At 69.3% G+C, this 23,252-nt stretch carries 23 protein-coding genes; 3 read left to right on the forward strand and 20 right to left on the reverse strand.

Going from position 1 to position 23,252, the window contains the following annotated elements:
* Window positions 1-66 precede the first annotated feature (66 nt).
* Window positions 67-1,053: a hypothetical protein gene (locus ACQR3U_RS01595; protein WP_230809532.1), complete on the forward strand. Its 987-nt coding sequence runs from the start codon at window positions 67-69 to the stop codon at window positions 1,051-1,053.
* 18 nt (window positions 1,054-1,071) lie between these two features.
* On the opposite strand, the gene trmD is transcribed toward ACQR3U_RS01595, so the two are convergent.
* The 15 genes from trmD to ACQR3U_RS01670 all read right to left on the reverse strand — a co-directional run bounded on the left by trmD (window position 1,072) and on the right by ACQR3U_RS01670 (window position 18,243).
* On the reverse strand, window positions 1,072-1,779 hold the full coding sequence (gene trmD / locus ACQR3U_RS01600) for a tRNA (guanosine(37)-N1)-methyltransferase TrmD (protein ID WP_006550956.1): 708 nt from the start codon (window positions 1,777-1,779) through the stop codon (window positions 1,072-1,074).
* A gap of 3 nt (window positions 1,780-1,782) precedes the next feature.
* Window positions 1,783-2,373: a ribosome maturation factor RimM gene (gene rimM, locus ACQR3U_RS01605; RefSeq protein WP_230809533.1), complete on the reverse strand. Its 591-nt coding sequence runs from the start codon at window positions 2,371-2,373 to the stop codon at window positions 1,783-1,785.
* A gap of 10 nt (window positions 2,374-2,383) precedes the next feature.
* Window positions 2,384-2,626, reverse strand: a complete 243-nt coding sequence (locus tag ACQR3U_RS01610) for an RNA-binding protein (protein ID WP_006550954.1) — start codon at window positions 2,624-2,626, stop codon at window positions 2,384-2,386.
* Window positions 2,626-3,072 (reverse strand): 30S ribosomal protein S16, encoded by a 447-nt coding sequence (gene rpsP / locus ACQR3U_RS01615; protein ID WP_033096498.1) that lies wholly within the window; start codon window positions 3,070-3,072, stop codon window positions 2,626-2,628. The genes ACQR3U_RS01610 and rpsP overlap by 1 nt, the downstream gene beginning before the upstream one ends.
* An 85-nt stretch (window positions 3,073-3,157) precedes the next feature.
* Window positions 3,158-4,108 (reverse strand): amidohydrolase family protein, encoded by a 951-nt coding sequence (locus ACQR3U_RS01620; RefSeq protein ID WP_230809534.1) that lies wholly within the window; start codon window positions 4,106-4,108, stop codon window positions 3,158-3,160.
* A 12-nt stretch (window positions 4,109-4,120) separates the two neighbouring features.
* Complete coding sequence (gene ffh, locus ACQR3U_RS01625) at window positions 4,121-5,689, reverse strand: signal recognition particle protein (RefSeq protein WP_060651070.1); 1,569 nt, start codon at window positions 5,687-5,689, stop codon at window positions 4,121-4,123.
* A gap of 128 nt (window positions 5,690-5,817) precedes the next feature.
* Window positions 5,818-8,331: a [protein-PII] uridylyltransferase gene (locus tag ACQR3U_RS01630; RefSeq protein WP_230809535.1), complete on the reverse strand. Its 2,514-nt coding sequence runs from the start codon at window positions 8,329-8,331 to the stop codon at window positions 5,818-5,820.
* A complete protein-coding gene (locus tag ACQR3U_RS01635; protein ID WP_016694628.1) occupies window positions 8,321-8,659 on the reverse strand; it encodes a P-II family nitrogen regulator in 339 nt (112 codons plus the stop codon). Before ACQR3U_RS01635 ends, ACQR3U_RS01630 begins: the two co-directional genes overlap by 11 nt.
* Before the next feature lie 63 nt (window positions 8,660-8,722).
* Window positions 8,723-10,030 (reverse strand): ammonium transporter, encoded by a 1,308-nt coding sequence (locus tag ACQR3U_RS01640; RefSeq protein ID WP_159418594.1) that lies wholly within the window; start codon window positions 10,028-10,030, stop codon window positions 8,723-8,725.
* Between the two features lie 221 nt (window positions 10,031-10,251).
* On the reverse strand, window positions 10,252-11,811 hold the full coding sequence (gene ftsY / locus ACQR3U_RS01645; protein WP_230809536.1) for a signal recognition particle-docking protein FtsY: 1,560 nt from the start codon (window positions 11,809-11,811) through the stop codon (window positions 10,252-10,254).
* A 12-nt stretch (window positions 11,812-11,823) separates the two neighbouring features.
* On the reverse strand, window positions 11,824-15,450 hold the full coding sequence (gene smc, locus ACQR3U_RS01650; protein WP_230809537.1) for a chromosome segregation protein SMC: 3,627 nt from the start codon (window positions 15,448-15,450) through the stop codon (window positions 11,824-11,826).
* 36 nt (window positions 15,451-15,486) lie between these two features.
* A complete protein-coding gene (locus ACQR3U_RS01655; RefSeq protein ID WP_230809538.1) occupies window positions 15,487-16,461 on the reverse strand; it encodes an SMP-30/gluconolactonase/LRE family protein in 975 nt (324 codons plus the stop codon).
* A gap of 89 nt (window positions 16,462-16,550) precedes the next feature.
* The gene (locus ACQR3U_RS01660) at window positions 16,551-16,838 is read right to left on the reverse strand and encodes an acylphosphatase (protein ID WP_019289083.1); all 288 of its coding nucleotides are present in this window, start codon (window positions 16,836-16,838) and stop codon (window positions 16,551-16,553) included.
* A gap of 3 nt (window positions 16,839-16,841) precedes the next feature.
* Entirely contained in the window at window positions 16,842-17,279 is a 438-nt protein-coding gene (locus ACQR3U_RS01665) for an OsmC family protein (RefSeq protein ID WP_006551214.1), read from the reverse strand.
* The gene (locus ACQR3U_RS01670) at window positions 17,272-18,243 is read right to left on the reverse strand and encodes a LysR substrate-binding domain-containing protein (protein WP_006551213.1); all 972 of its coding nucleotides are present in this window, start codon (window positions 18,241-18,243) and stop codon (window positions 17,272-17,274) included. Before ACQR3U_RS01670 ends, ACQR3U_RS01665 begins: the two co-directional genes overlap by 8 nt.
* A 94-nt stretch (window positions 18,244-18,337) precedes the next feature.
* Here ACQR3U_RS01670 and pcaH point away from each other — a divergent pair, with 94 nt between their 5' ends.
* Window positions 18,338-19,069, forward strand: a complete 732-nt coding sequence (pcaH, locus tag ACQR3U_RS01675) for a protocatechuate 3,4-dioxygenase subunit beta (RefSeq protein ID WP_006551212.1) — start codon at window positions 18,338-18,340, stop codon at window positions 19,067-19,069.
* Entirely contained in the window at window positions 19,066-19,749 is a 684-nt protein-coding gene (gene pcaG, locus ACQR3U_RS01680) for a protocatechuate 3,4-dioxygenase subunit alpha (RefSeq protein WP_006551211.1), read from the forward strand. Before pcaH ends, pcaG begins: the two co-directional genes overlap by 4 nt.
* A gap of 37 nt (window positions 19,750-19,786) precedes the next feature.
* Here pcaG and mutM read toward each other — a convergent pair whose 3' ends face one another.
* The 5 genes from mutM to ACQR3U_RS01705 form a co-directional block, all read right to left on the reverse strand.
* Entirely contained in the window at window positions 19,787-20,650 is an 864-nt protein-coding gene (gene mutM / locus ACQR3U_RS01685) for a bifunctional DNA-formamidopyrimidine glycosylase/DNA-(apurinic or apyrimidinic site) lyase (RefSeq protein ID WP_230809539.1), read from the reverse strand.
* Window positions 20,651-20,656: 6 nt separating this feature from the next.
* Window positions 20,657-21,460 carry a ribonuclease III gene (rnc, locus tag ACQR3U_RS01690; protein ID WP_006551209.1) on the reverse strand — a complete coding sequence of 268 codons (804 nt, stop codon included), beginning with the start codon at window positions 21,458-21,460 and terminating at the stop codon, window positions 20,657-20,659.
* 11 nt (window positions 21,461-21,471) lie between these two features.
* A complete protein-coding gene (gene rpmF, locus ACQR3U_RS01695) occupies window positions 21,472-21,654 on the reverse strand; it encodes a 50S ribosomal protein L32 (RefSeq protein ID WP_006551208.1) in 183 nt (60 codons plus the stop codon).
* A gap of 2 nt (window positions 21,655-21,656) precedes the next feature.
* Window positions 21,657-22,271 carry a YceD family protein gene (locus ACQR3U_RS01700; protein ID WP_006551207.1) on the reverse strand — a complete coding sequence of 205 codons (615 nt, stop codon included), beginning with the start codon at window positions 22,269-22,271 and terminating at the stop codon, window positions 21,657-21,659.
* Between the two features lie 101 nt (window positions 22,272-22,372).
* Window positions 22,373-23,131, reverse strand: coding sequence for a DivIVA domain-containing protein (locus ACQR3U_RS01705; protein ID WP_006551206.1), 759 nt, complete (start codon window positions 23,129-23,131; stop codon window positions 22,373-22,375).
* Window positions 23,132-23,252 lie beyond the last annotated feature (121 nt).

Here is a 23,252-nt window from a genome sequence, read left to right on the forward strand (position 1 = left end):
GTCCGTGCAGGCTGCCGGGTGGACCGGCGCTATCGTCCACAGCACAATGGAATGCAGGAACCGGACATGAAGCACGGGCGCGGACGCGCACGATCGGGCGCGATGATGCTGTGCGTGGCCACCGCACTGGCCGTATCCGGCTGCGAATCGATGGACTCCCATCCGCTCCCGCACGAGGCGCTCGGTCTCGCCTCGGTGACGGACACCGATTCCGACGAATCGACCGTGACGCTGTCGACGGCCGAACTGCCCCGACAGATCGACGCGGCCGTCGCGCTCGCCGACAGCCGCGGAGCGCGCCTGACTGTCGCCGTGCTCGACCGTGAATCCGGGACCCGCGTGCTCGGCGGTTCGGACGAACCCTTCGAGACCGCCTCGACGGTGAAGCTGTTCATCGCCGAGGAGGTCCTGTACCGCGAGGTGACGGGCGAGGCGACGCTCGCCGACGAGGACCACGAGTTGATCCGGTCGATGCTGCGGTCGTCGGACGACAACGCGGCGACGCTGTTGTGGGAAACCTACGGTGGTCCCGAGATCGTCGAGCACGTCGTGGAGCGGCACAACCTGACCGGCACGACTCCCCCGGATCCGGGGTCCTGGTGGTGGAACACGACCACGACGGCGTCGGACCTGCTGACCTGGTACGACGATCTGCTCGGCGACAGTGCCTCCGGTGATGAGAGCGCGGCCCGGATCGTCGGCCATCTGGTGGAGTTCACCGACGAGGGCATCGACGGATACGACCAGCGTTTCGGGCTTCCCGAGGGTCTCGGCGACTCCACGGACCTGGGTGTGAAGCAGGGGTGGATGTGCTGCCTGGCCGGTGAATGGCTGCACCTGTCCACCGGGTTCTTCGGCGACGACCACCGGTACGCGGTCGTGGTCGCGGCGCGGGAGACCGTCACCTACGAAGAGTCGGATCCCTTCTACGACACCGGTTTCCTGCCCGACACGGCGATGTACGACGCGACGGACGACGGGAGCGCGCAACACGCGCGCGAGACCGTCACGCTGGCGGTCGCGACGACGCTCGGAAGCGCGCACCGGCCCTGAGGACCGTCGGGCCCGGCGTCAGTCGTCGGACGGGAGCAGATCGGGTCGTCGTTCGCGGGTGCGTTCGAGCGACTGCTCGTGGCGCCAACGAGCGACCTTGCCGTGGTCGCCGGACAGCAGCACCGGTGGCACCTCGAGGTCGCGCCACACCGCCGGCCGAGTGTAACTCGGCCCTTCGAGCAGTCCGTCGGAAAACGAATCCTCTTGATGCGACGCCTGATTGCCGAGTACACCGGGCAGCAGACGGACGACGGCCTCGACCATGACGAGGACGGCGACTTCCCCACCGATGAGGACGTAGTCGCCGATGCTCACTTCTTCGACGCGCACGCGCCGCGCGGCATCGTCGAAGACGCGCTGGTCGATTCCTTCGTAGCGGCCGCAGGCGAAGACGATCCGCTTCTCCTTCGACCACCGTTGTGCGGTGGCCTGATCGAAGCGGCGACCGGCGGGCGTCGGGACGACGAGCAGTACGTCGGGATCGGTTTCACCGTCGGGCCCGGCGAGCACGTCGTCGAGCGCCGGTCCCCACACGGTGGGTTTCATGACCATGCCCGGTCCGCCGCCGTAGGGCGCGTCGTCGACGGCCTTGTGCACGTCGTGCGTCCAGTCGCGCAGGTTGTGCACACCGACGGAGATGAGCCCCTTGTCGATCGCCTTGCCGAGCAGGGCGACGCGCAGGGGTTCGAGATATTCGGGGAAGATGGTGACGACGTCGAGCCGCACGGACTACTGCTTCCCCTCGGTCGACTTCTTCTTCTTGGACGGCGGTTCCCCGAAGTCGGGGTCGAGGAGTCCTTCGGGCGGATCGATCTCGATCACGCCGTCCCGGACCGACACCGTCGGGACGATCTCGGTGACGAACGGGACGAGTAACTCTCCGCGCTCCTGGCCGGCTGGCCGGATCGACAGCAGTTCGCCGGCGGCCGTGTGCAGGACCTCGCGGACGGTGCCGACCTCGGTTCCGCCGTCGGGGCGACCGGCGACGATCCGCACCGTCAGCCCTTCGAGTTCGTGGTCGTAGAACTCGTCCGGGTCGTCGGACGGCGGAAGGTCGGCGCTGTCGACGACGAACAGCGCCCCGCGCAGTGCGTCGGCGGCGTCGCGACCGTCGATGCCCTGCAGGCGCAGCAGAAGCCGCCCGGAGTGCTCCCGGGCGGCTTCCACTGTGTACTCGTGCAGGTGCCTGTCGCGAGGCTTACGGCCACGCAGGACCGCGCCGACGGCGAAGCGCTCTTCGGGTTCGTCGGTGCGAACCTCGACGACGACTTCGCCTCTGATGCCGTGCGACTTGGCCACACGGCCCACGACGAGCTCCATCGACGCTCGCCTAGCGGTCGGTGTCGACGACGTCGACACGGATACCTCGGCCACCGATTCCGGTGACGAGGGTCCGCAGCGCGGTCGCGGTGCGACCGCCGCGGCCGATGACCTTGCCGAGGTCGTCGGGATTGACGTGCACCTCGACGGTGCGGCCCCGACGGCCCGCGATCAGGTCGACGCGGACGTCGTCGGGATGGGCGACGATTCCACGAACGAGATGCTCGACGGCATCGGCGACCACGGCGCTCATTACTCGGCGGCCTCGGTGGACTCGGCCTCGGTGGACGCCTCGGCGGTCTCTTCCTTGGCAGCCTTCTTCTTCTTGGGCGTGACGGCCTCGGCAGCCGGCTCGTTCTCGGCCTGCGCGAGGGCGGCCTGGAACAGCTCGAGCTTGGACGGCTTCGGCTCCGCCTTCTTCAGCGTGCCCTCGGCACCCGGCAGGCCCTTGAACTTCTGCCAGTCACCGGTGATCTTGAAGAGGTTGAGGACCGGCTCGGTCGGCTGCGCGCCAACGTTCAGCCAGTACTGCGCACGCTCCGAGTCGATCTCGATCAGCGAAGGCTCTTCCTTCGGGTGGTACTTGCCGATGGTCTCGATGGCCCGGCCGTTGCGGCGGGTGCGCGAGTCCGCGACGACGATGCGGTACTGCGGGTTGCGGATCTTGCCGAGACGGGTGAGCTTGATCTTGACAGCCACTGCTGTGTTCTCCTTCGGGGTGCGCCGAGGCGCGTGTCACGTGCAATTCGGACGACGCGCCCTTCTGGCACGCCCGGTTTTGCCTCTAGCCTGTGACCGCCGCGCGGTACGTAACCGGATGCGACGACAGCGAACCATTCTGCCAGACGCGCGAGCCAGGACGAAACCGGCACCCGGTGACTCCGCGCACCCTCTCTACAGCCGCGCGGGGCGCCCCGAGACCACCCGGCCGCACAGCGTACGCCTCGGTCGGGTCGAGACCCACACGCACGAGCGATGCGATCTCGTCGGCGATGCGCCCGTGCTGCACCTGGCCACCTGCATCGGTGCCCGCGTAGATCGGGATGCCGGCCTCGTGGGCGGCGCCGATGGTCTCGTCGGTCAGGCCAGTGCCGTGTTCGATGCAGTCGATCCCCGCCGCGAGCAGTCCGGACAGGGCGTCCTCACCGAGGACGTGCGCCGTCACCCGCGCGCCCTCGCGGTGGGCCGCGGCGATCGCCTCGACGAGGATCTCGTCGCTCCACAGCGGCGCGAGGTCGCCGACCTCCCGGTCGATCCAGTCGCCGATGAGTTTGACCCAGCCGTCGCCGGCCCGGGCCTGACGGGCCACTTCGTCGGGCAGCTGCGACTCGTCCTCGAGGTCGACGGGCAGCCCGCGGATGTAGCGCTTGGGCAGAGCGATGTGCCGGCCCGCCCGGATGACCCGGGGCAGGTCCGCCCGCTGATCGAGGGCCCGGGTGTCGACAGGTGAACCGGCGTCACGGAGTAGCAGGACACCCGCGTCGCGTTCGGTGACGGCCTGCGCGAGCAGACCCTCCTCGTCCTCCGCTCCCCCGCCGAACCTGATGCCGACGTGGCAGTGCGCGTCGACGAGACCCGGCAGGATCCAGCCGTCGGCACAGAGCACCTCGGCGTCGCGGCCGGGCTCGGCCGTGAACGATCCGTCGGCCCCGACGAACAGCTCGACGGTTTCGCCGTCGGCCAACGACCGGCCCCGCACCACGAAGGAACGCGCATCACCCTCGGTCACGGTCATCCCCGGCCCGGCTCAGTTCTTGGGGAACTTCAGCTTCGACAGGTCGAAGTTCTCGAGTCCCGGAGGAAGCTCGTCGAGGCCCTTCGGCATCTTCGACAGGTCGGGCATCCCGGCGGGCATGCCACCCGGGAGACCGGGGAAGCCGCCGGGCATACCGCCCCGCACCTTCGGCGGCGTCGGTCCGCGACCGCCCTTCTTCCCCTTCTTGCCCTTCTTGCGCTGGTTCTTGCGTGCGCCCGGCATGCCCATCTGGCCGGCCATGGCCGTCATCATCTTCCGGGCCTCGAAGAACCGGTCGACGAGCTGGTTGACGTCGGAGACCTTCACACCGGAACCATTGGCGATACGCAGTCGCCGCGAGCCGTTGATGATCTTCGGGTTGGCGCGCTCCTCCGGCGTCATGCCGCGGATGATCGCCTGGATGCGGTCGAGCTGCTTCTCGTCGACGTTGGCCAGGGCGTCCTTCATCTGCCCGGCTCCGGGCAGCATGCCCAGGAGATTGGCGATAGGGCCCATCTTCCGCACGGCCATCATCTGCTCGAGGAAGTCCTCGAGGGTGAGCTCGCCCGAACCGATCTTGTTGGCGGTGGCCTCGGCCTGCTCGGCGTCGAAGACCTGCTCGGCCTGCTCGATCAGGGTGAGCACGTCGCCCATGCCGAGGATGCGGCTGGCCATGCGCTCGGGGTGGAAGACGTCGAAGTCCTCGAGCTTCTCACCGGTGGAGGCGAACATGATCGGCTGGCCGGTGAGCTCGCGGACGCTGAGCGCGGCACCACCACGGGCGTCGCCGTCGAGCTTGGTGAGCACCACGCCGGTGAAGCCGACGCCCTCGCGGAACGCCTCGGCGGTGCTCACGGCGTCCTGACCGATCATCGCGTCGAGGACGAACAGCACCTCGTCGGGCTGCACCGCATCGCGGATGCCCGCGGCCTGCGCCATGAGTTCCTGGTCGATACCGAGGCGACCGGCGGTGTCGACGATGACCACGTCGTACTGCTTGTTGCGCGCCTCGGCGATGCCCTGCTCGGCCACGGCGATCGGGTCGGCAGCGGTGACTCCGAGTTCGTTCTCGCCTCCGCCGATGGAGGTGCCGGGATGGGGAGCGAAGACCGACACGCCGGCACGCTCACCGACCACCTGCAGCTGGGTCACAGCGCCGGGACGCTGGAGGTCGCAGGCGACCAGCATCGGGGTGTGTCCCTGCGCCTTGAGCCACTTCGCGAGCTTGCCCGCGAGGGTGGTCTTACCGGCACCCTGCAGACCGGCGAGCATGATGACCGTCGGCGGGGTCTTCGCGAACTGCAGACGACGGGTCTCGCCGCCGAGGATCCCGACGAGTTCCTCGTTGACGATCTTGACGACCTGCTGGGCCGGGTTCAGCGCGCCGTGCACCTCGGCGCCCTTGGCGCGCACCTTGATCTTCTTGATGAACTCGCGCACGACGGGCAGCGCGACGTCGGCCTCGAGCAGGGCGAGGCGGATCTCACGGCAGGTCGCGTCGATGTCCGCGTCGGACAGCCGCCCCTTGCCGCGCAGGTCCTTCAGGACCCCTGTCAACCTGTCGGAAAGGGATTCGAACACCGAATGCGCTCCTGAGCTCTGACGAAGATGCGGACATTGCTGCGAACCAGGGTAACCGCTCCCGATCCGTCGCGACCGCGGGTGGCCACGCCACAGGGCGGGCCGCCCGCGCGGTCACGATCTGTCGGTCACGGTCTGTCGGCGGGCGCAGGCGGCTCGGGGGCAGGCAGGACCGACAACAGTTCCTTCTCGAGATGTTCCCGGGAGACACGGGTGTGGGCACCGGCGAGATCGACGCAGAACGAGTCGATCACCGTCGAACCCAGCGTGCTCACCCGTGCCCATCGCACGTCGGCTCCGACACGTTCGAAGACGTCCGCGAGGCGGCACAGCAGACCGATCCGGTCCTCCGACCGGATCTCGAGCACGACCTGGTCCGCTTCGGATCCTTCGAACCAGATGATCCGCGGCGGCGCGAGAGCGGCGCTGACGGGAACCGCCCGGGCCGTTCGCTCGGGAAGCCTGCTCTCACGTTCGGCGCGGTCCTTGGTCTCGAGGGCACCGAGGAGATCGAGGTCGCCGGAGCGTGCCCGCACGAGTTCCTGCCGGAGCAGCGCCGCTTCGGGCGGTGAACCGAATCTCGGGGCCACGACGAAGCTGTTGACCGTGCTGCCGGCGTGACTGCCGATCGAGGCCGACAGCACACGCAGACCGTGCAGCGAGAGCACGCCGGCCTCGTCGGAGAGCACACCCCGCTCGTCGGGCGCGACGAAGGTCGCGGTGAAGCTGCGACCGTCCTCGCGTGGTTCGAGCGCGACGTGCAAGGCGCCGTCCTCGGCGAGGTTCGCGAGGGCGGGATCGATCGGATCCGGTGCCGGCAACTCGTCCCCCGCCATCATCATGCGGCACCGGCGCACGAGTTCCCTGATCAGCGACGCCTTCCAGTCCCCCCAGACTCCCGGGCCGGTGGCCTGCGAATCCGCCTCGGCCAAGGCGTGGAGCAGGTCGAGCAGCACCGGATCGCCGTCGAGGGCGTCGACGACCGCGGCCACGGTCTCCGGATCGTCGAGATCGCGCCGGGTCGCGGTGTGCGGCAGGAGCAGGTGGTGTCGCACCATCGAGGTGAGCAGCGCCAGGTCCGAGGGCCACAGACCCATCCGCCGTCCGATCTGCAGGGCCAGTTCGGCACCGACCACGCTGTGGTCGCCGCCGCGTCCCTTGCCGATGTCGTGCAGTAACGCGCCGAGGACGAGCAGGTCCGGCCGGGCGACCCGTGTCGTCAGTTCGCTCGCGTAGACGGCGGTTTCGACGAGGTGCCTGTCCACGGTCCACGTGTGGACGGCGTCGCGCGGCGGCAGGTCGCGCACCGCACCCCATTCGGGGAGCAACCGCCCCCACAGTCCGGTGCGGTCCAGCGACTCGATGACGTCGACCGCGCGACGTCCCGAACCGAGCAGCACCAGGAAGTCGTCGAGGGCTTCGCGGGGCCAGGGTTCGCGCAGTTCCGGGGCGTGATCGGCGAGCCGGGTGAGCGTGGCCGCCGAGACGGGCAGTCCGGCCTGCGCGGCGGCCGCCGCGACCCGCGTGATCAGGCCCGGGTCGCGACGCGGATGCGCGTCGCGCGCGAGGGCCACCTCTCCCCCGTGCTCGACGACCCCTTCGTCGAGGGGTCGCCGCACCGGTCCGCGACGCAGACGCGACAGGCCCTTGCGCGGCAGCGAATTGGCCGCGGTGCGCAGACCGACGTCGACGGAGTAGCTGATCGTGCGGGCCGATTCGGTGAGTACCCGCGCGAGATCGAAACGGTCGCCGATCCGCAGCGCCGCGGCGATCTCGTCGGCGTCCTGCGCGCGCAGCTGGTCGCGGGAGCGGCCGGCGACGCGGTGCAGCTCGGTGCGTACGTCGAGCAGTCGCCGGTGGGCGGCCGCGAGACCACCCCCCGGGACGTCGGGTCCGAGTCCCGGCATGCCGTCGGTGAGCTGCGCAACGGACAGGGCATTGAGCAACTGCACGTCCCGCAACCCGCCGCGACCGCTCTTGAGGTCGGGTTCGGCCCGGTGGGCGATCTGCCCGCTGCGCTGCCACCGCACCTCGGTCATCTCGATGAGTTCGTCGAAGCGGGACCGGATGCCGGTGCGCCACTGACGTCGCACACCGCCGATGAGCAGATTGCTCAGCTGGGCGTCGCCCGCGATGTGCCGCGCCTCGAGCATTCCCAGTGCGGCCGTCAGATCGGACGAGAACACCTGGAGGGCCTGGGGCACCGTCCGGACACTGTGGTCGAGTTTGATGTGCGCGTCCCACAGCGGGTACCAGAGCTCGTCGGCGACCTTCGACACGACGGACGGCGCCATGTCGTCGTGGAGGAGGATGAGATCGAGATCGGAGTACGGGAGCATCTCGCGGCGTCCGAGACCCCCGACGGCGACGATGGCGAAGCCTCCCTCGCGCTTGATGTCGAGTTCGGAGCCCTTCGTCGTCAACCAGAATTCATGCAGGTCCACGAGGGCGTGACGCAGGGCCACGGTGTCGAGGCGGCGGCTGCGGGGGCCGCCGGAGAGCAGGGTGTCGCGGGCGGCCGCGAGATCGGCGGCGCCCGCCGGTGCGGTTGTGCGGGCCGAGGACACCGAAGGCCCCGACCCCGCTGCCGAAGCAACGGGATCAGGGCCTCGAGTGCCGGACCCCTGGGGGTCAGAGCGCATCCGAACCTCGTTCTCCGGTGCGGACCCGGACCACGGCTTCCACGGGCGTGACCCACACCTTGCCGTCGCCGATCTTGCCGGTACGGGAGGCCTCGACGATGGTCTCGACGACCTTGTCTACAGCGGAGTCGTCGACGACGACCTCGACGCGGACCTTCGGCACGAAGTCGACGGAGTACTCGGCTCCGCGGTAGACCTCGGTGTGGCCCTTCTGGCGGCCGTACCCCTGCACCTCGCTGACTGTCATTCCGAGCACACCGGCCTGCTCCAGGCCTGCCTTGACGTCCTCGAGCGTGAACGGCTTGATGATCGCCGTGATCAGCTTCATATCCTCATCCTTCCCAGAGCCCGCTGGCCGCTGTCATCCCTGCTCGCTGTCGTGGTCTTCTTATCACTTGAGAGCCGGCGCGAAGTCGTATGCGGATTCCGCATGTTCGGCTTCGTCGATACCGCGGGCCTCTTCCTCGTCGCTCACACGCCAGCCCATGGGCTTGAGTGCGAAGGCGATCACTGCGGTGACGACGGCGGTGAACACCAGGGCGACGACTGCGATGACGATCTGGATGACGAGCTGCTTGTAATCGCCACCGTAGAACAATCCGGTCTCGGTGCCGAGGAAGCCGATGGCGACCGTGCCCCACAGGCCGGACACGAGGTGGACACCCACGACGTCGAGCGAGTCGTCGTAACCGAACTTGTACTTCAGACCCACGGCGAGGGCGGACAGGACACCGGCGATGACGCCGAGGGCGATCGATCCGACCGGGCTCAGCGAGCCGGCAGCGGGGGTGATGGCGACCAGGCCGGCGACGGCACCGGACGCGGCACCGAGGCTGGTGGCCTTGCCGTCACGGATGCGCTCGGTGAGGAGCCAGCCGAGGATGGCGGCAGCGGTGGCGGTGGTGGTGTTGACCCAGGCCAGGCCGGCGGTACCGTCGGCGGCGAAGGCGGAGCCGGCGTTGAAGCCGAACCATCCGAACCACAGCAGCGCGGCACCGAGCATGACGAACGGCAGGTTGTGCGGACGGAAGGCGGTGCGTCCGAAGCCGGCGCGCTTGCCGATGACGATCGCCAGGACGAGAGCGGCGATACCGGCGTTGATGTGCACGACCGTGCCACCGGCGAAGTCGATCGGGTGGACCGCGGCAGTCAGGCCACCTTCACCGTCGTCGACCGTTCCGAACAGTGCGGCCGCGATGCTGTCCTCGGAGCCCGAGAGCAGACCGCCGCCCCACACCATGTGGGCGAGCGGGAAGTAGGCGCAGGTCACCCAGATCGCGACGAACGCCATCCACGTACCGAACTTCACGCGCTCGGCCAGCGCACCGCTGATCAGGGCGGTGGTGATGATCGCGAAGGTCACCTGGAAACCGATGTCGATGATCTGCGGGTAGTTGCCGATGCCGGCGAGGAATTCCCCGTCTTCGCCGTAGATGGCGCCCTGCAGACCGAACTGCTCGAACGGGTTCGCGAAGATGCCGAGCACGCTCTCGGTGCCGTAGGACATCGACCAGCCCCACAGGACGTAGATGACGCCGATCAGTGCCATCGCCCCGAACGACATCATCATCATGTTGAGCACGGACTTGGAGCGGGACATCCCGCCGTAGAAGAACGCCAGGCCCGGGGTCATCAGAAGCACGAGCGACGCTGCTATCAGCATCCACGCTGCGTCGCCGGTGTTCACCACTTCCTCCACTTGCAACCTCCCTGTAGGCCGCGCCGATCGGCGCGTTGTCGAGGGAAAGCTTGCTGCCCGGATGTTTCCGTGGAGGCGCCGCGCTGTTTCGTGGGCGTGAACGCAGGAACCGACCTTGTTTCATCCTTGTTTCACACTTTTCGGACACCGCATCCCCACCGACGGAACCGGCCGCTGCCCGCGTGAGCGGACAGCGGCCGGAACAACGGACGCGGTGCGGATCAGCCCAACAGGGCGTCCACGAAGGCTTCCGGTTCGAAGGGGGCGAGATCGTCGGCGCCCTCACCGAGACCCACCAGCTTCACCGGGACGCCGAGTTCGTGCTGCACCTGGAAGACGATGCCGCCCTTGGCGGTTCCGTCGAGCTTGGTGAGCACCACACCGGTGATGTCGACGACCTCGGCGAACACGCGGGCCTGCATCAGACCGTTCTGGCCGATCGTCGCGTCGAGGACGAGCAGAACCTCGTCGACGGCGGCCTTCTTCTCCACGACGCGCTTGACCTTGCCGAGCTCGTCCATCAGGCCGGTCTTGGTGTGCAGGCGGCCGGCGGTGTCGACGAGGACCGCGTCGACACCGTTGTCGATGCCCCTCGCGACGGCATCGAACGCCACCGCGGCCGGATCGGCGGCCTCCTTGCCGCGGACGACCTCGGCGCCGACGCGTTCGGCCCAGGTCTGCAGCTGGTCGGCGGCCGCGGCACGGAAGGTGTCGGCGGCACCCAGCAGCACCCGGCGTCCGTCCGCGACGAGCACGCGGGCGAGCTTGCCGGTCGTCGTGGTCTTTCCGGTGCCGTTGACACCGACGACGAGCAGCACCGCGGGATGGTCCTCGTGCGGGAGGGCCCGGATGGAGCGGTCGAGCTCGGGGCGGAGCTCATCGACAAGCACGCTGCGCAGCACGGCGCGGGCGTCGGCCTCGCTGCGCACGTTGTTCACGACCATCTCCTCACGCAGACGGTCGACGATCTTGGTGGTCGTCGCGGCACCGAGGTCGGCCACGAGCAGCGTGTCCTCGATCTCCTCCCAGGAGTCCTCGTCGAGATCGCCACCACCGAGCAGGCCGAGCAGGCTCTTGCCGACCGCTGACTGCGAGCGGGCCAGACGGCCGCGCAGGCGGACAAGGCGACCTGCGGTGGGTTCGATCTCCTCGATCGGGGCTGCCGGAGGAACAGCGGCCGGTCCGGCCGGTTCGACGATTTCCGGTTCGACGACCTCGGGTTCGGTGACCTCGGGTTCGGCAACGGTCTCTGTCGCCGGGGCGGGCTCGACCTCGGGCTCGACGGGCTCGGGAGCGGGACGCTCCGGCTCCGGGGCGACCTCGGGCTCGACCGGCTCCGGTTCGGCAGGCTTCGGCTCCGCAGGCTCCGGCTCGGGCTTGGGCTCGACCTTCGGCTCGGGCTTCGGTTCCGCCTTCGGCGCAGGCGCAGGTTCCGCCTTCGGCTCGGCGGGTGCGGGTGCGCTCGGCGGAGCTTCGGTGATCTCCTCCGGCAACGGCACCGTGCGGGGCGCCGGCTCCGGCTTCACCGCAGGCTTCGGTGCCGGTTTCGGCGCAGGTCGGGGGACCGGCGCCGGTGGCGCGGCCGTGCCCTGCGAGAAACTGAATCCGCTCTGCGCCTTGTAACCGCCCGAGCGGTCCTTTGTCTCGGCGGAATCGAGCTGCGGGGTCTCGGGCGCCTTCAGCGACACCTGCCGCCGCCGGTAGAGGGTCAGACCGACGACGAGCGCGACGAGAACGACCGCCAGCGCGGCGGCGATGACTATCCAGGCTCCGGTACTCACGCACCCATACTGTCAGGCCTGGAGCTCTTCCTCCGGTTCGGGGACCGGTGTCGCGATCTCGCGTCCGCGCAGTCGCTGCGAGATGACCCGGGTGATGCCGTCGCCCCGCATGCTCACGCCGTACAGCGCGTCGGCGACCTCCATCGTCGGCTTCTGGTGGGTGATGACGATGAGTTGGGACTTCTCGCGCAGCTGCTCGAACAGCCCGATCAACCGTCGCAGGTTGGTGTCGTCGAGCGCGGCCTCGACCTCGTCCATCACGTAAAACGGCGACGGACGGGCCCGGAAGATCGCGACCAGCATCGCCACCGCGGTCAGGGACTTCTCGCCGCCCGACAGCAGCGACAGGCGCTTGACCTTCTTGCCCGGCGGCCGGGCCTCGACCTCGATGCCGGTGGTGAGCATGTCGCTCGGGTCGGTGAGCACGAGCCGCCCCTCACCGCCGGGGAACAACTTCGCGAAGACCTGTTCGAACTCGCGCTCGACGTCGGCGTACGCCTCGGTGAACACCTGCAGTATTCGCGCGTCGACCTCCTCGACGACAGCGAGCAGGTCCTTGCGGGCGCTCTTGACGTCCTCGAGCTGGGTAGACAGGAAGTTGTACCGCTCCTCGAGTGCCGCGAACTCCTCCAGTGCGAGCGGGTTGACGCGTCCGAGCGTCGCGAGATCCTTCTCGGCGCGCTTGGCCCGCCGCTCCTGGGTGACCCGGTCGTAGGGCATCGGTTGGGGAGCGACGACCTGTTCGCCGCGTTCGCGGGCCTGCTCGTACTCGGCCATCTCCAGCGGCGTCGGCGGCAGCGGCACGTCGGGGCCGTACTCGGCCACGAGGTCGTCGAGGGCGATGCCGTGCTGCTCGAGGATGGTCTGTTCGAGTTGCTCGATCCGGAGCGAGGCCTGCGCCCGCGCCACTTCGTCGCGATGCACCGCGTCGGTGAGCTGGTCGCGCTGCACGGACAGTTCGCGGACGAGTTCGCGGGCCCGTTCGAGTTGCTCGGCGCATTCGGCGCGGCGCCGGTTCAGGTCGTCGCGCTGTGCGAGTGCCGTCGCCACGGCCACCTCGAGTTGTTCGGCGAGTCGCTGCCCTGATTCGGCCACCGCCGCGGCGACGGCCGCCGCCTGACGACGCGCGACGCGGGCACGTTCGGCACGAGCGCGGGCCTCGCGCTCGGCCTGCGCGGCGCGACGGAGCGAATCCGCTTTGCCCCGAAGCGCTTCGGCACGTTCCTCGGCCGTGCGTGCCGCGAGTCGCGCCTCGACCTCGACGGCCCGGACCTCGGCGAGCGCGGTCGCGGCCATCTCCCGCTCGGCGGCGGTGTGATCGGTGCCCGCACCGTCGCTACTTGCGGCCGAGTCGTCCTCGGCCAGGCGCAGTCGCTCCTCGAGCTCGGCCAGCTTCTCCCGTGCCGCGTCGCGTTCCTTCTCTGCCTCCGTGCGTTGGGCTGCGAGGCGTCCGGATTCGGCGTGAGCGGTGCGTGCCGCCTGGCCGAGCCGACCGAGTTGTTCGTAGACGGCCGACATCGCCGCGTCGGACTCGTTGAGCGCGGCAAGGGTCTGTTCGACGTGTTCGGCGCGTTCGGCCTGTTCCGCGAGTGCGCCCGCGAGGGCTGCGGCCAGTTCCTCGGAGCGACGTTCGGCCTGTTCGAGGCCGGCACGGGAAGTATCGATCGCCGCCTGGATCTCGAGGGTGCTCGGGGCGCGGTGCGAGCCGCCGACCACCCAGCCCGCGCCGGCGAGGTCTCCTCCGCGCGTCACGGCGCGCAGATCGGGCCGGGCAGCGCAGACCCCGAGGGCAATGGGCAGGTCGTCGACCACGACGGTGCGGGCCAGCAGGCCGTCGACGCCTCCGCGCAGGTCTGCGGGGCACTCGACGACCTCGCGGAGCCATCGGGCACCGGACGGCAGGTCGCCGGTGTCGGTGGGACCGGCAGTGCCGGGCAGGACGAATGCCACCCGGCCCTGGTCGGCTTCGGCGAGCGCTGCGACCGCCGAGATCGCGGCGTCGGCCGACTCCACCTCGAGGGCGTCGGCCGCGGCGCCGAAGGCGGCTGCGACGGCGGCCTCGTATCCCGAGGACACCCGGAGCCGGTCGGCGAGGCGCCCCACGAGTCCGTCGCCGGAACGCGTGTCGATCAGCCAGGCCGCGCCGTCGGTGCGTTCGAGTCCCAGCGACAGGGCTTCGATACGGGCGCCGAGCGAGGCGACCACCTTGCCCGCGGCGCGTTCTGCCTCCTGGAGTTCGGTGACCCGCTCGTCGGCGAGCCGCTGTGCTTCCAGCGCTCGTTCGTGCTGCGCGTCGGCGTCGATCTCACCGGCGTCGAGATCGTCGATGCGTGCCTGAGCGGTCTCGAACTCGGCCTGTGCGGCGACGCCGCGGAGCCGGGCCTCCTCGATGGCGACGGTCAGGCGTGCGATCTCCGCGTCGATCGATTCGGCGCGGGTGCGCATCGTCTCGACCTGGCCTGCGAGACGCGCGAGGCCCTCGCGCCGGTCGGCGACGGCACGCACCGCGGCCAGATGTGCGCGTTCGGCGGCCGCTGCGGCCTCCTCCTGCGCGGCGAGCTGCTCGCGGGCCGCCTCGAGGGCTCCGTGCGCGATCTCGACGGCCTCGACCAGTTCCGCTTCCTCGGCGGCGATCCGGTGGGCACGGGCTTCCATCTCGTCGGGATCCTGACCGGAACGGTCCTCGGGTTCGGCGTGCAGGTGCCGGGCGCGTTCCTGCGCGACCCGCACGGTCGCCGAGACGCGCTCGGCGAGGGCGGACAGGCGGAACCAGGTCTGCGACGCCGCTTCGGCACCGGGAGTGAGCTGCGCGAGGGCCTGTTCGTGGCGGGCGAGTTCGGCGTTAGCGTCGTCGAAGGCCGCGAGCACGGTGTCGAGCCGCTCCCGGACCATCTTTTCCTGCTCGTCGTGCCCGGCGAGTTCGGCGCGGCGCGTGACGAGGTCGTCGGCGGCCAGACGTAACCGCGCGTCGCGCAGGTCGGCCTGGATGGTCTGGGCGCGACGCGCGACCTCGGCCTGCCGGCCGAGCGGTTTGAGCTGGCGGCGCAGCTCGGCGGTGAGGTCGGTGAGGCGCGCGAGGTTGGCCTGCATCGAGTCGAGCTTGCGCAGCGCCTTTTCCTTGCGCTTGCGGTGCTTGAGGACGCCGGCGGCCTCCTCGATGAAGGCGCGTCGGTCCTCCGGGCGGGATTCGAGGATCGCGGCGAGGCGGCCCTGACCGACGATGACGTGCATCTCGCGGCCGATACCGGAGTCGGACAACAGTTCCTGTACGTCCATGAGACGGCAGGAACTGCCGTTGATCTCGTATTCGCCCGCGCCGTCGCGGAACATGCGGCGAGTGACGGAGACCTCGGAGTACTCGATGGGCAGCGCACCGTCGGAGTTGTCGATGGTGAGCGTGACCTCGGCGCGTCCGAGCGGCGGGCGGCCGGCGGTTCCGGCGAAGATGACGTCCTGCATCTTGCCGCCGCGCAGGGCCTTGGCGCCCTGCTCCCCCATCACCCAGGTGAGTGCGTCGACGACGTTCGACTTGCCGGACCCGTTGGGGCCCACCACACAGGTGATACCCGGTTCGAAACGGAGAGTCGTCGACGAGGCGAAGGACTTGAAGCCCTTCAACGTCAGACTCTTGAGGTACATGGGTGAGAACTCTACCGGCGGGTTGTGACCGCTTTCCTAGGCCGGGTGCACCGCGCGGACCGTCCCGTCGAAACCGGTCGTGTACAGGACGTTCGGGTCCCAGCCCGGTCCCGAACCGAAGGCGAGCGAGGACATCAGTGGGATGCCCTCGGCGATGCGGCAGCTGTGCCCGGTCGCCGGATCGACCCGCAGGACCGCGCCGGCGAGGTTGAGCGCGATGTACAGCGCGCCGTCGGGACCGATCGTGAGGTCGTCGGGCATAGAGAGCAGCCCCGGCCCGGGCAGGTCGATGCTGCGCACGGGTCCTTCGAGGTCGCGTGCGTCGAGGATGTGGAGCCGGTTGACGTTCTCGAAGGTCGTCACGGTGTAGACGGTGTCGCCGTCGACGGCGATGCCGTTGACGGATCCGAGATCGGTACGGACGACGCGGGCCTCGCCACCGCCGGCGGGCACGAGGGTGAGTCCGACCTCGCCGAGATCGCGTGAGGTGAGCATCGATCCGTCCGACAGCCGGCCGAGGCCGTTGGGCATGACCAGCCCGGTGCCGTGGGTGCCGCGTTCACCCGTGTCGAGGTCGAGCGTGTCGATCGTGCCGTCGGCGATCCCGGCCAACCCCGAGACGGTCGTGTTGCCCACGTTCAGGTACACGGTGGGAACGTCGACGACGATGCCGCCCGGACCGGTCACCTCGGACAGCACGGTGGTCACGCTGCCGTCGGGAGTGATCCGGCGCAGCGCTCCGGGGCCGACGAAGGAGGTGTCCGAGACGAGCAGACCGCCCCGCTCGTCGAACGCCAGGTTCTCGAGGACACCGAGCCCCGACGCGACCGTCGTGACGGACCGCGGTGCGCAGGCAGCCGGAACGAACGCCGCCGGTGCTGTGGCAGCGGGACCGGCCGCCGCCGGTGCTGTGGCAGCGGGACCGGCCGCCGCCGGTGCTGCGGCCAGGGGTGCCACTGCCACAGCGGCGGCTGCTGCCGCCACCATCGTCGAACGTGCACGCCTGCCCATATGTCTCCCCCTCGCCGACCGCGACCCCCCCGGCCGCTTGCACCCGATCGCGGCAGGATACCAAGCCGAACGGACAAACAGGACGGATGTCAGCGTTCGACGAAACCGTCGAGGTCGCCGCGCGCGGGATCCCACGATTCGACGACGAGCCGCACCTCACCGGGGGTGTCGCCGGACCGCAGCCACGCGAGGAGCTGTTCGAGTGCCGGCCGGGGGCCCTCGGCCACGACCATGACGCGACCGTCGGGATGATTCGTCGCGTGCCCGACAAGACCGAGTTCGAGTGCGCGGGCACGCGTGAACCAGCGGAAACCGACCCCCTGGACGCGGCCGTGCACCCACGCCGTGAGCCGTTCGACGTCTGCGGGGGCGCTCATCGATCAGTCCTCAGGGGTGATCGTCAGCGAGACCTCGGTGCCCGCCTCGAGGGTGCGGCCCACCGTGCACACCTTGTCGACGGAGCGTTCGACGAGGGCGATGAGGCGGTCCCGTGCGTCTGCGTCGAGCTCCGACAGGTCGAGGACCATCTCCTCCTCGAGGTGCGGGTAGACCTCGTTCTCGCGGTCGGCGGCACCGGAGACGCGGATCGTCGCGTCGTAGTCGTCGCCGAGCCTGCGGGACAGCGGGAAGTCCGAAGCCATGCCGGAGCACGCGGCGAGCGCGATCTTGAGCAGCTCGCCCGGGGTGAAGACGCCCTCGACGCTCTCCGAGCCGATGAGCACCTCGGCGCCGCGGGAGCTGCGTCCGGTGTAACGGCGCGTGCCGGTGCGCTCGACCCACAGCTCGGTGGTGGGAAGGTCGGAAGTCTGGTCAGCCATGGAGGAAATCCTGCCATGTCCCGTCGACCGGGATGTCGCGCAGGATGGTCACGAAGTCCTCGACCTCGGCGGACGACGCGTCGGCACTGCGTCGCAGCACTCCGACCGGTTCGACGGTGCCCGCGGTGGGTAGGTCCAGGCGCCGGACCACGCCGTCGGCGAGGTCGTCCCGGGCCGCGCGTTCGGTGGTGATCCACACGGCATCGCTGCGCCGCACCACCCCGCGTGCCACGGCGAGGTCGAGTGTCTCGATCAGCCCGACCGGCAGTCGCAGGCCGTGACGTTCGAACAATGCCTCCGTCGCGTGGCGCGGTACGGTTCCGCTGGTCGCGACCACCAGGGGGTGTTCGAGCGTGTCGGCGACGGAGACGGAACGCCCGGCGAGGGGGTGGCCGGGCCGGACGACGAGGATCAGCGTCTCGGCGTACAGGAGCTCGAACGACAGCCCCACCATCCGGGACGGTTCGGCCATGCGCCCGAGGACGACGTCGAGGGCGCCGGCGGCGAGCGCCGACAGCAGGACGGCATTGGGGTCGGTGCGGATCCGGATGTCCAGATCGGCGCGCACGCGGCGCAGCTCCGCCAGAGCTTCGGGGAGTACGTACCCGGCCACGGTGGGTAGGGCCCCGATCCGCAGCGGCTCGCGGGCGGGTTCGGCCGCTCCCGCCAGTGCGGCCACAGCTGCGTCCAGTGAGGTGGTGACGTCCTGCGCGTATCGCAGGAAGCGGTGACCCGCCGCGGTGAGGCGCGCACCGTGTCGGCCGCGGTCGAGGAGTTTCGCTCCGGCGAGCACCTCGAGCTCGTTGAGTGTCTTCGTGACGGCCGGCTGACTCAGCTGCAACAGCTCGGCGGCCCGACCGACCTGACCCTCGCGCGCGACGGTGACGAAACATCTCAGGTGCCGGAGGCGGATGCGTCGCACCTGCTCCGGGACGGACGAGGACGGACCGAACGCGGATTGCATTACTGAAAGTTATGAATCAACTGCCGTTTTGTCAATTTACATGAGTTTTTATTCACCTTATGGTTGTGTCCACAGCTCAGAGATCGGAGATCGCATGTCCACCGGCGAATACGTCGAGCGCGACCACACACTGCACCCACCCGCGCTCACCCCCGGCTACCGCACGTCGGTGCTGCGCGCACCGCGCAACGCGCTCATCACGCCGAAGCCGACCCTGTCGGAGATCACCGGACCTGTCTTCCGCAGCGACGAGCTCGGCGCCCTCGACAACGACCTGATCCTGAACTTCTCGAAGGACGGCCTGCCGATCGGCGAGCGCATCATCGTCCACGGCTTCGTCAAGGACGAGTTCGGCAATCCGGTCGAGGGCGCACTCGTCGAGGTGTGGCAGGCCAACGCCGGTGGCCGGTACCGCCACAAGAAGGACACCTATCTCGCTCCCATCGATCCGAACTTCGGCGGTTGCGGGCGGATGCTCACGGACGCGAACGGCTACTACCAGTTCCGGACGATCAAACCCGGCGCATATCCGTGGGGCAACAGCCGCAACGCCTGGCGCCCGGCGCACATCCACGTGTCGATCCTCGGCCGTGGGTGGGCGCAGCGCCTGATCACCCAGCTGTACTTCGAGGGCGACCCGCTCATCGAGAAGTGCCCGATCGCGCGGACGATCCCGACCGTGGATCAGCTCCGCAGCCTGATCGCCCAGGAGGACCCCGCCTCCAACGCGCCGTTCGACGCCCGCGCCTACCGCTGGGACATCACCCTGCGCGGTCGCCGCGCCACCTTCTTCGAGAACACCGACCTCCCGGGAGCCCCGCGATGAGCCTGCCCACCGATCCCTACCGGCCCGTGCCCCCGCTGCTCCCCCGCGCGATGGTCACGCGTTTCCCGGAAACGCCCTCGCAGACCGGCGGCCCGTACGTCCACATCGGGCTCGCGCCGCAGCAGGCCGGCTTCGACATCTTCGACAACAACTTCGGCAACGTCCTCGTCACCGACGAGACCGAGGGCGAGCGAATCGTGTTGGAGGGCCGCGTCATCGACGGCACCGGCACCCCGGTGCGCGACGCCCTGCTCGAGAGCTGGCAGGCGAACGCGCACGGCCGGTACGCACATCCGGACGACGCACAGGACAAGGATCTCGATCCGAACTTCCGCGGCTGGGGACGCACCGGCGGCGACTTCGAGACGGGCGTGTTCACGATCGAGACGATCAAGCCCGGGGCCGTCACCAACCCCGACGGCTCCGTCTCGGCACCCCACATCCTGCTGGTGATCTTCGCGCGCGGAATCAACCTCGGGCTGCACACGCGGGTCTACTTCGAGGACGAGGCCGGGCTCAACGCCGAGGATCCCGTCCTGAAGGGCATCGAATGGGAGGTGCGGCGCAACACCCTGATCGCGTCGCGTTCCGAGCGCGACGGACGCACCGTCTACACGATCGACATCCGGCTGCAGGACACTCCGGACGGTGGCGCCGAGACGGTCTTCTTCGACATCTGAACCACCACCTTTCCGAACGGCCCGGTATGCGCGTGCGCTACCGGGTCGTTCGCGGTCGTGGCTGACACTTCGGGCAGCTGTACGACGAGCGGTTCATGAACTTCTCGCGGCGGATCGGCGCGCCGCAGCGTCGGCACGGCTCGTTCTCGCGTCCGTAGACGTTCAGGGAACGCTCGAAGTAGCCGGACTCCCCGTTGACGTTGACGTACAGGGCGTCGAACGACGTACCACCCTGCCCGAGGGCCTCCGCCATCACCTCGGTGGCCGCATCGAGAGCCGACCGGAGCTTCGGACGCGACAGCGCGTCGGTGGGCCGGTTGCCGTGAATCCTTGCGCGCCACAGCGCTTCGTCGGCGTAGATGTTGCCGATGCCGGAGACGACGGTCTGGTCGAGCAGCGCACGCTTGATCTCGGTGTGCTTGGTGCGCAGCACGGCCACGACCGCATCCGGGTCGAACCGGGGATCCATCGGGTCGCGGGCGATGTGCGCGACGGGCAGCGGCAGTCGATCGCCGTCCACCTCCACGAGCGGCGCCAGGGCCCAGCCTCCGAAGGTGCGCTGGTCGACGAAACGCAGATCGGCGCCGTTGTCGAGGACGGCGCGGATACGCAGGTGTTTCTCGTCGGGGACGCTCGGCGGCTGCACGAGCATCTGCCCGCTCATTCCCAGGTGCACCACGAGGGCCAGGTCGGCCGGCTCGAGCACCAGCCACATGTACTTGCCGCGGCGCTCGACCGAGGCGACCTTCTGACCGGTCACCTGCAGTGCGAGATCACGCGGACCGGGTTCGTGCCGGCGGACGGCACGGGGATGCAGCACCTGCACCGAATCCACCGTCGCGCCGACGACGTGCGCGTCGAGTCCGCGACGGACCACCTCGACCTCGGGAAGTTCGGGCACCTGCGGTCAGTTGTCCTCGGTGGGCGTGTCGGCGGATCCGGACTGCTGGTCGGAAGCCCCGGCATCACCGGTCTCGGCAGCAGTGCCCTCGGTCAGCGCGTTCCATGCGGCCGACGCGGCCTTCTGCTCGGCTTCCTTCTTGGTGCGTCCGACACCGGTGCCGTAGGGATTGCCACCGATGAGGGCGGTGGCGGTGAATTCCTTGTCGTGATCCGGACCGGTGGCGGTGATCTCGTAGGCGGGAACACCGAGACCGCGCTCGGCGGTGAGTTCCTGCAGACTCGTCTTCCAGTCCAGACCGGCACCGAGGCGCGGGCCGCGTTCGAGCAGTGCGGCGAACAGGCGCAGAACCACTTCGCGCGCGACGTCGATGCCGTGCGCGAGATGGACGGCGCCGAGGAGCGATTCCATTCCGTCGGCCAGGATGCTGGCCTTGTCGCGTCCGCCCGTCAGTTCCTCGCCCTTGCCGAGCAGGAGATGCACTCCGAGCCCGCCTTCTCCGAGGCCGCGCGCCACCTCGGCGAGCGCGTGCATGTTGACAACGCTCGCGCGGATCTTGGCGAGTTCGCCCTCGGACTTGTCCGGGTGGGTGAGGTAGAGCTTTTCGGTCACCGCGAGCCCGAGGACGGCATCGCCGAGGAACTCGAGACGTTCGTTGGTGGGCAATCCGCCGTTCTCGTAGGCGTACGAGCGGTGGGTGAGCGCCAAGGACAGGAGTTCTGCGTCCAGAGGCACGCCGAGGGCGGCGAGGAGAGACTCGTGGCTCTCTTCGCCGCCCTCGGTAGCTGTTTCGGAGGACTTGCTCGTCACGTGAATACCGATTAGACGGGCGCGGTCACCTGACGGCCGTTGTAGGTGCCGCACGACGGGCACGCCACGTGGGGCAGCTTCTTCTCTCCGCAACCCCGGTTCGGGCAGGTGACGAGCGTCGGCGCAGTGGTGTTCCACTGGCTGCGCCGCGACCGGGTGTTGGAACGCGACATTCTGCGCTTGGGGACGGCCACGTCTACTTCTCCTCGTTGTTCGAGCTGTCGATTTGACTGCTGGGTTCTTCGGAGCCCGCGCCGAACTTGGCTGCCAACCCAGCCCAGCGAGGATCCATTGTCTCATGACGGTGCCCGGATTCTGCAATCGCCAGGCGAATGCCGCATTCGGGGCACAATCCCGCACAGTCGTCACTACACAACGGCTGCAGCGGAAGTTCCAGACCAACCGCGTTCACGAGGACCGGTTCGAGATCGATCAGATCGTTCTCGACGCGGTACACCTCGTCGTCCTCGGTGGTCTGCTCAGTGACGCTGTTCGGGTAGGCGAACAGCTCGGTGAGGTACACGTCCACCGGCTCGGTGAACGACTCGAGGCATCGAGAGCACTCGCCGAGGGCGTCGACACGAACACTACCGGTGACCAGGACGCCCTCGGACACCGACTCCAGGCGGAGATCGAGATCGATCTCGGAGCCTTCCTCGATCGCGATCAGATCGAGCCCGATGCGCGAGGGTGACGGCACCTTCCGCTCGACCGTACGCATCGAACCGGGCCGGCGACCCAGGGAGAGCGTGTCGAACACCAGCCCCGAGTCCCGGCCGGAACGGGACGTGCTGGAATCACGGGTGGACACGGGGAACTCACCTTCTTCGGACGACGCAGGACACGACTCGGTCGTGATAGGGCAACCGCTCCATGATACGCGATGGGCGGCAGGAGCGAAAATCCCGCGGGTCAGCGGCGACGGCTCGCCCGGTGGTCGGCCTCCGCGAAGTCGGGAGCACCCGACAGCCGCAGCTGCTGCCGGCCGCGGCCGACGGACCGCAGCGTGGTGCCGAGCAGTTCCTCGAACTCTCCCAGCTTGCCGTCGATGTACTCGTCGCACTCCGTCCGGAGACGGTCGGACTCGGCGTGGGCCGAATCGATGACACGCGCCGACTCGGCGTGTGCGGCCTGCACGACCTCGGTCTGCGACACCAGACGTGCCTTCTCGGCCTCGCCCTCGGCCACGGAACGCTCGTAGGACGCCTGCCCGGACTCGACCAGACGGTCGGCCTCGACGCGGGCACGCCCGGTCACGCTCTCGTACTGCTTGTTGCCCTCAGCGACGAGATCGTCGGCCTCGGCCTGCGCATCGCGCACCAGTTCCTCGGCGTGGGCGCGGGCCTCCTTGACCATCCGGTCCGCTTGGGCCTTCGCGTCCGCGAGCATGCGGTCGGCGTCGGCGCGCGCGTCCTCGAGGAGGGTGCGTGCCTCCTCGTCGGCGTCCCCGACCGTCTTGTCGGCCTGAGCCCGCGCGTCGTTGATCAGCTTGTCACGGTGATCGAGGACGTCCTGCGCGTCGTCGAGTTCGGGCGGCAGCGCATCGCGCACGTCGTCGAGCAATTCGAGGACATCGCCGCGCGGTACCACGCAGCTCGCCGTCATCGGAACGCTACGTGCCTCTTCGACGATTGCGACCAGCTCGTCGAGTGCCTCGAATACCCGGTACACGCCCAACCCCAATCACTCGCTCGACACGACCGGTGCGGCCGCGCCGCCGTCCAGTCTGCCGCAGCGCAGGGCACGCTCGTGTGCCCTGCGCTCGGTGTGTCGGGATACGGCCGTCACAGGC

Source organism: Rhodococcus sp. IEGM1339 (genome assembly GCF_050321925.1).
In the GTDB taxonomy this organism is placed as follows: Bacteria; Actinomycetota; Actinomycetes; order Mycobacteriales; family Mycobacteriaceae; genus Rhodococcus; species Rhodococcus pyridinivorans.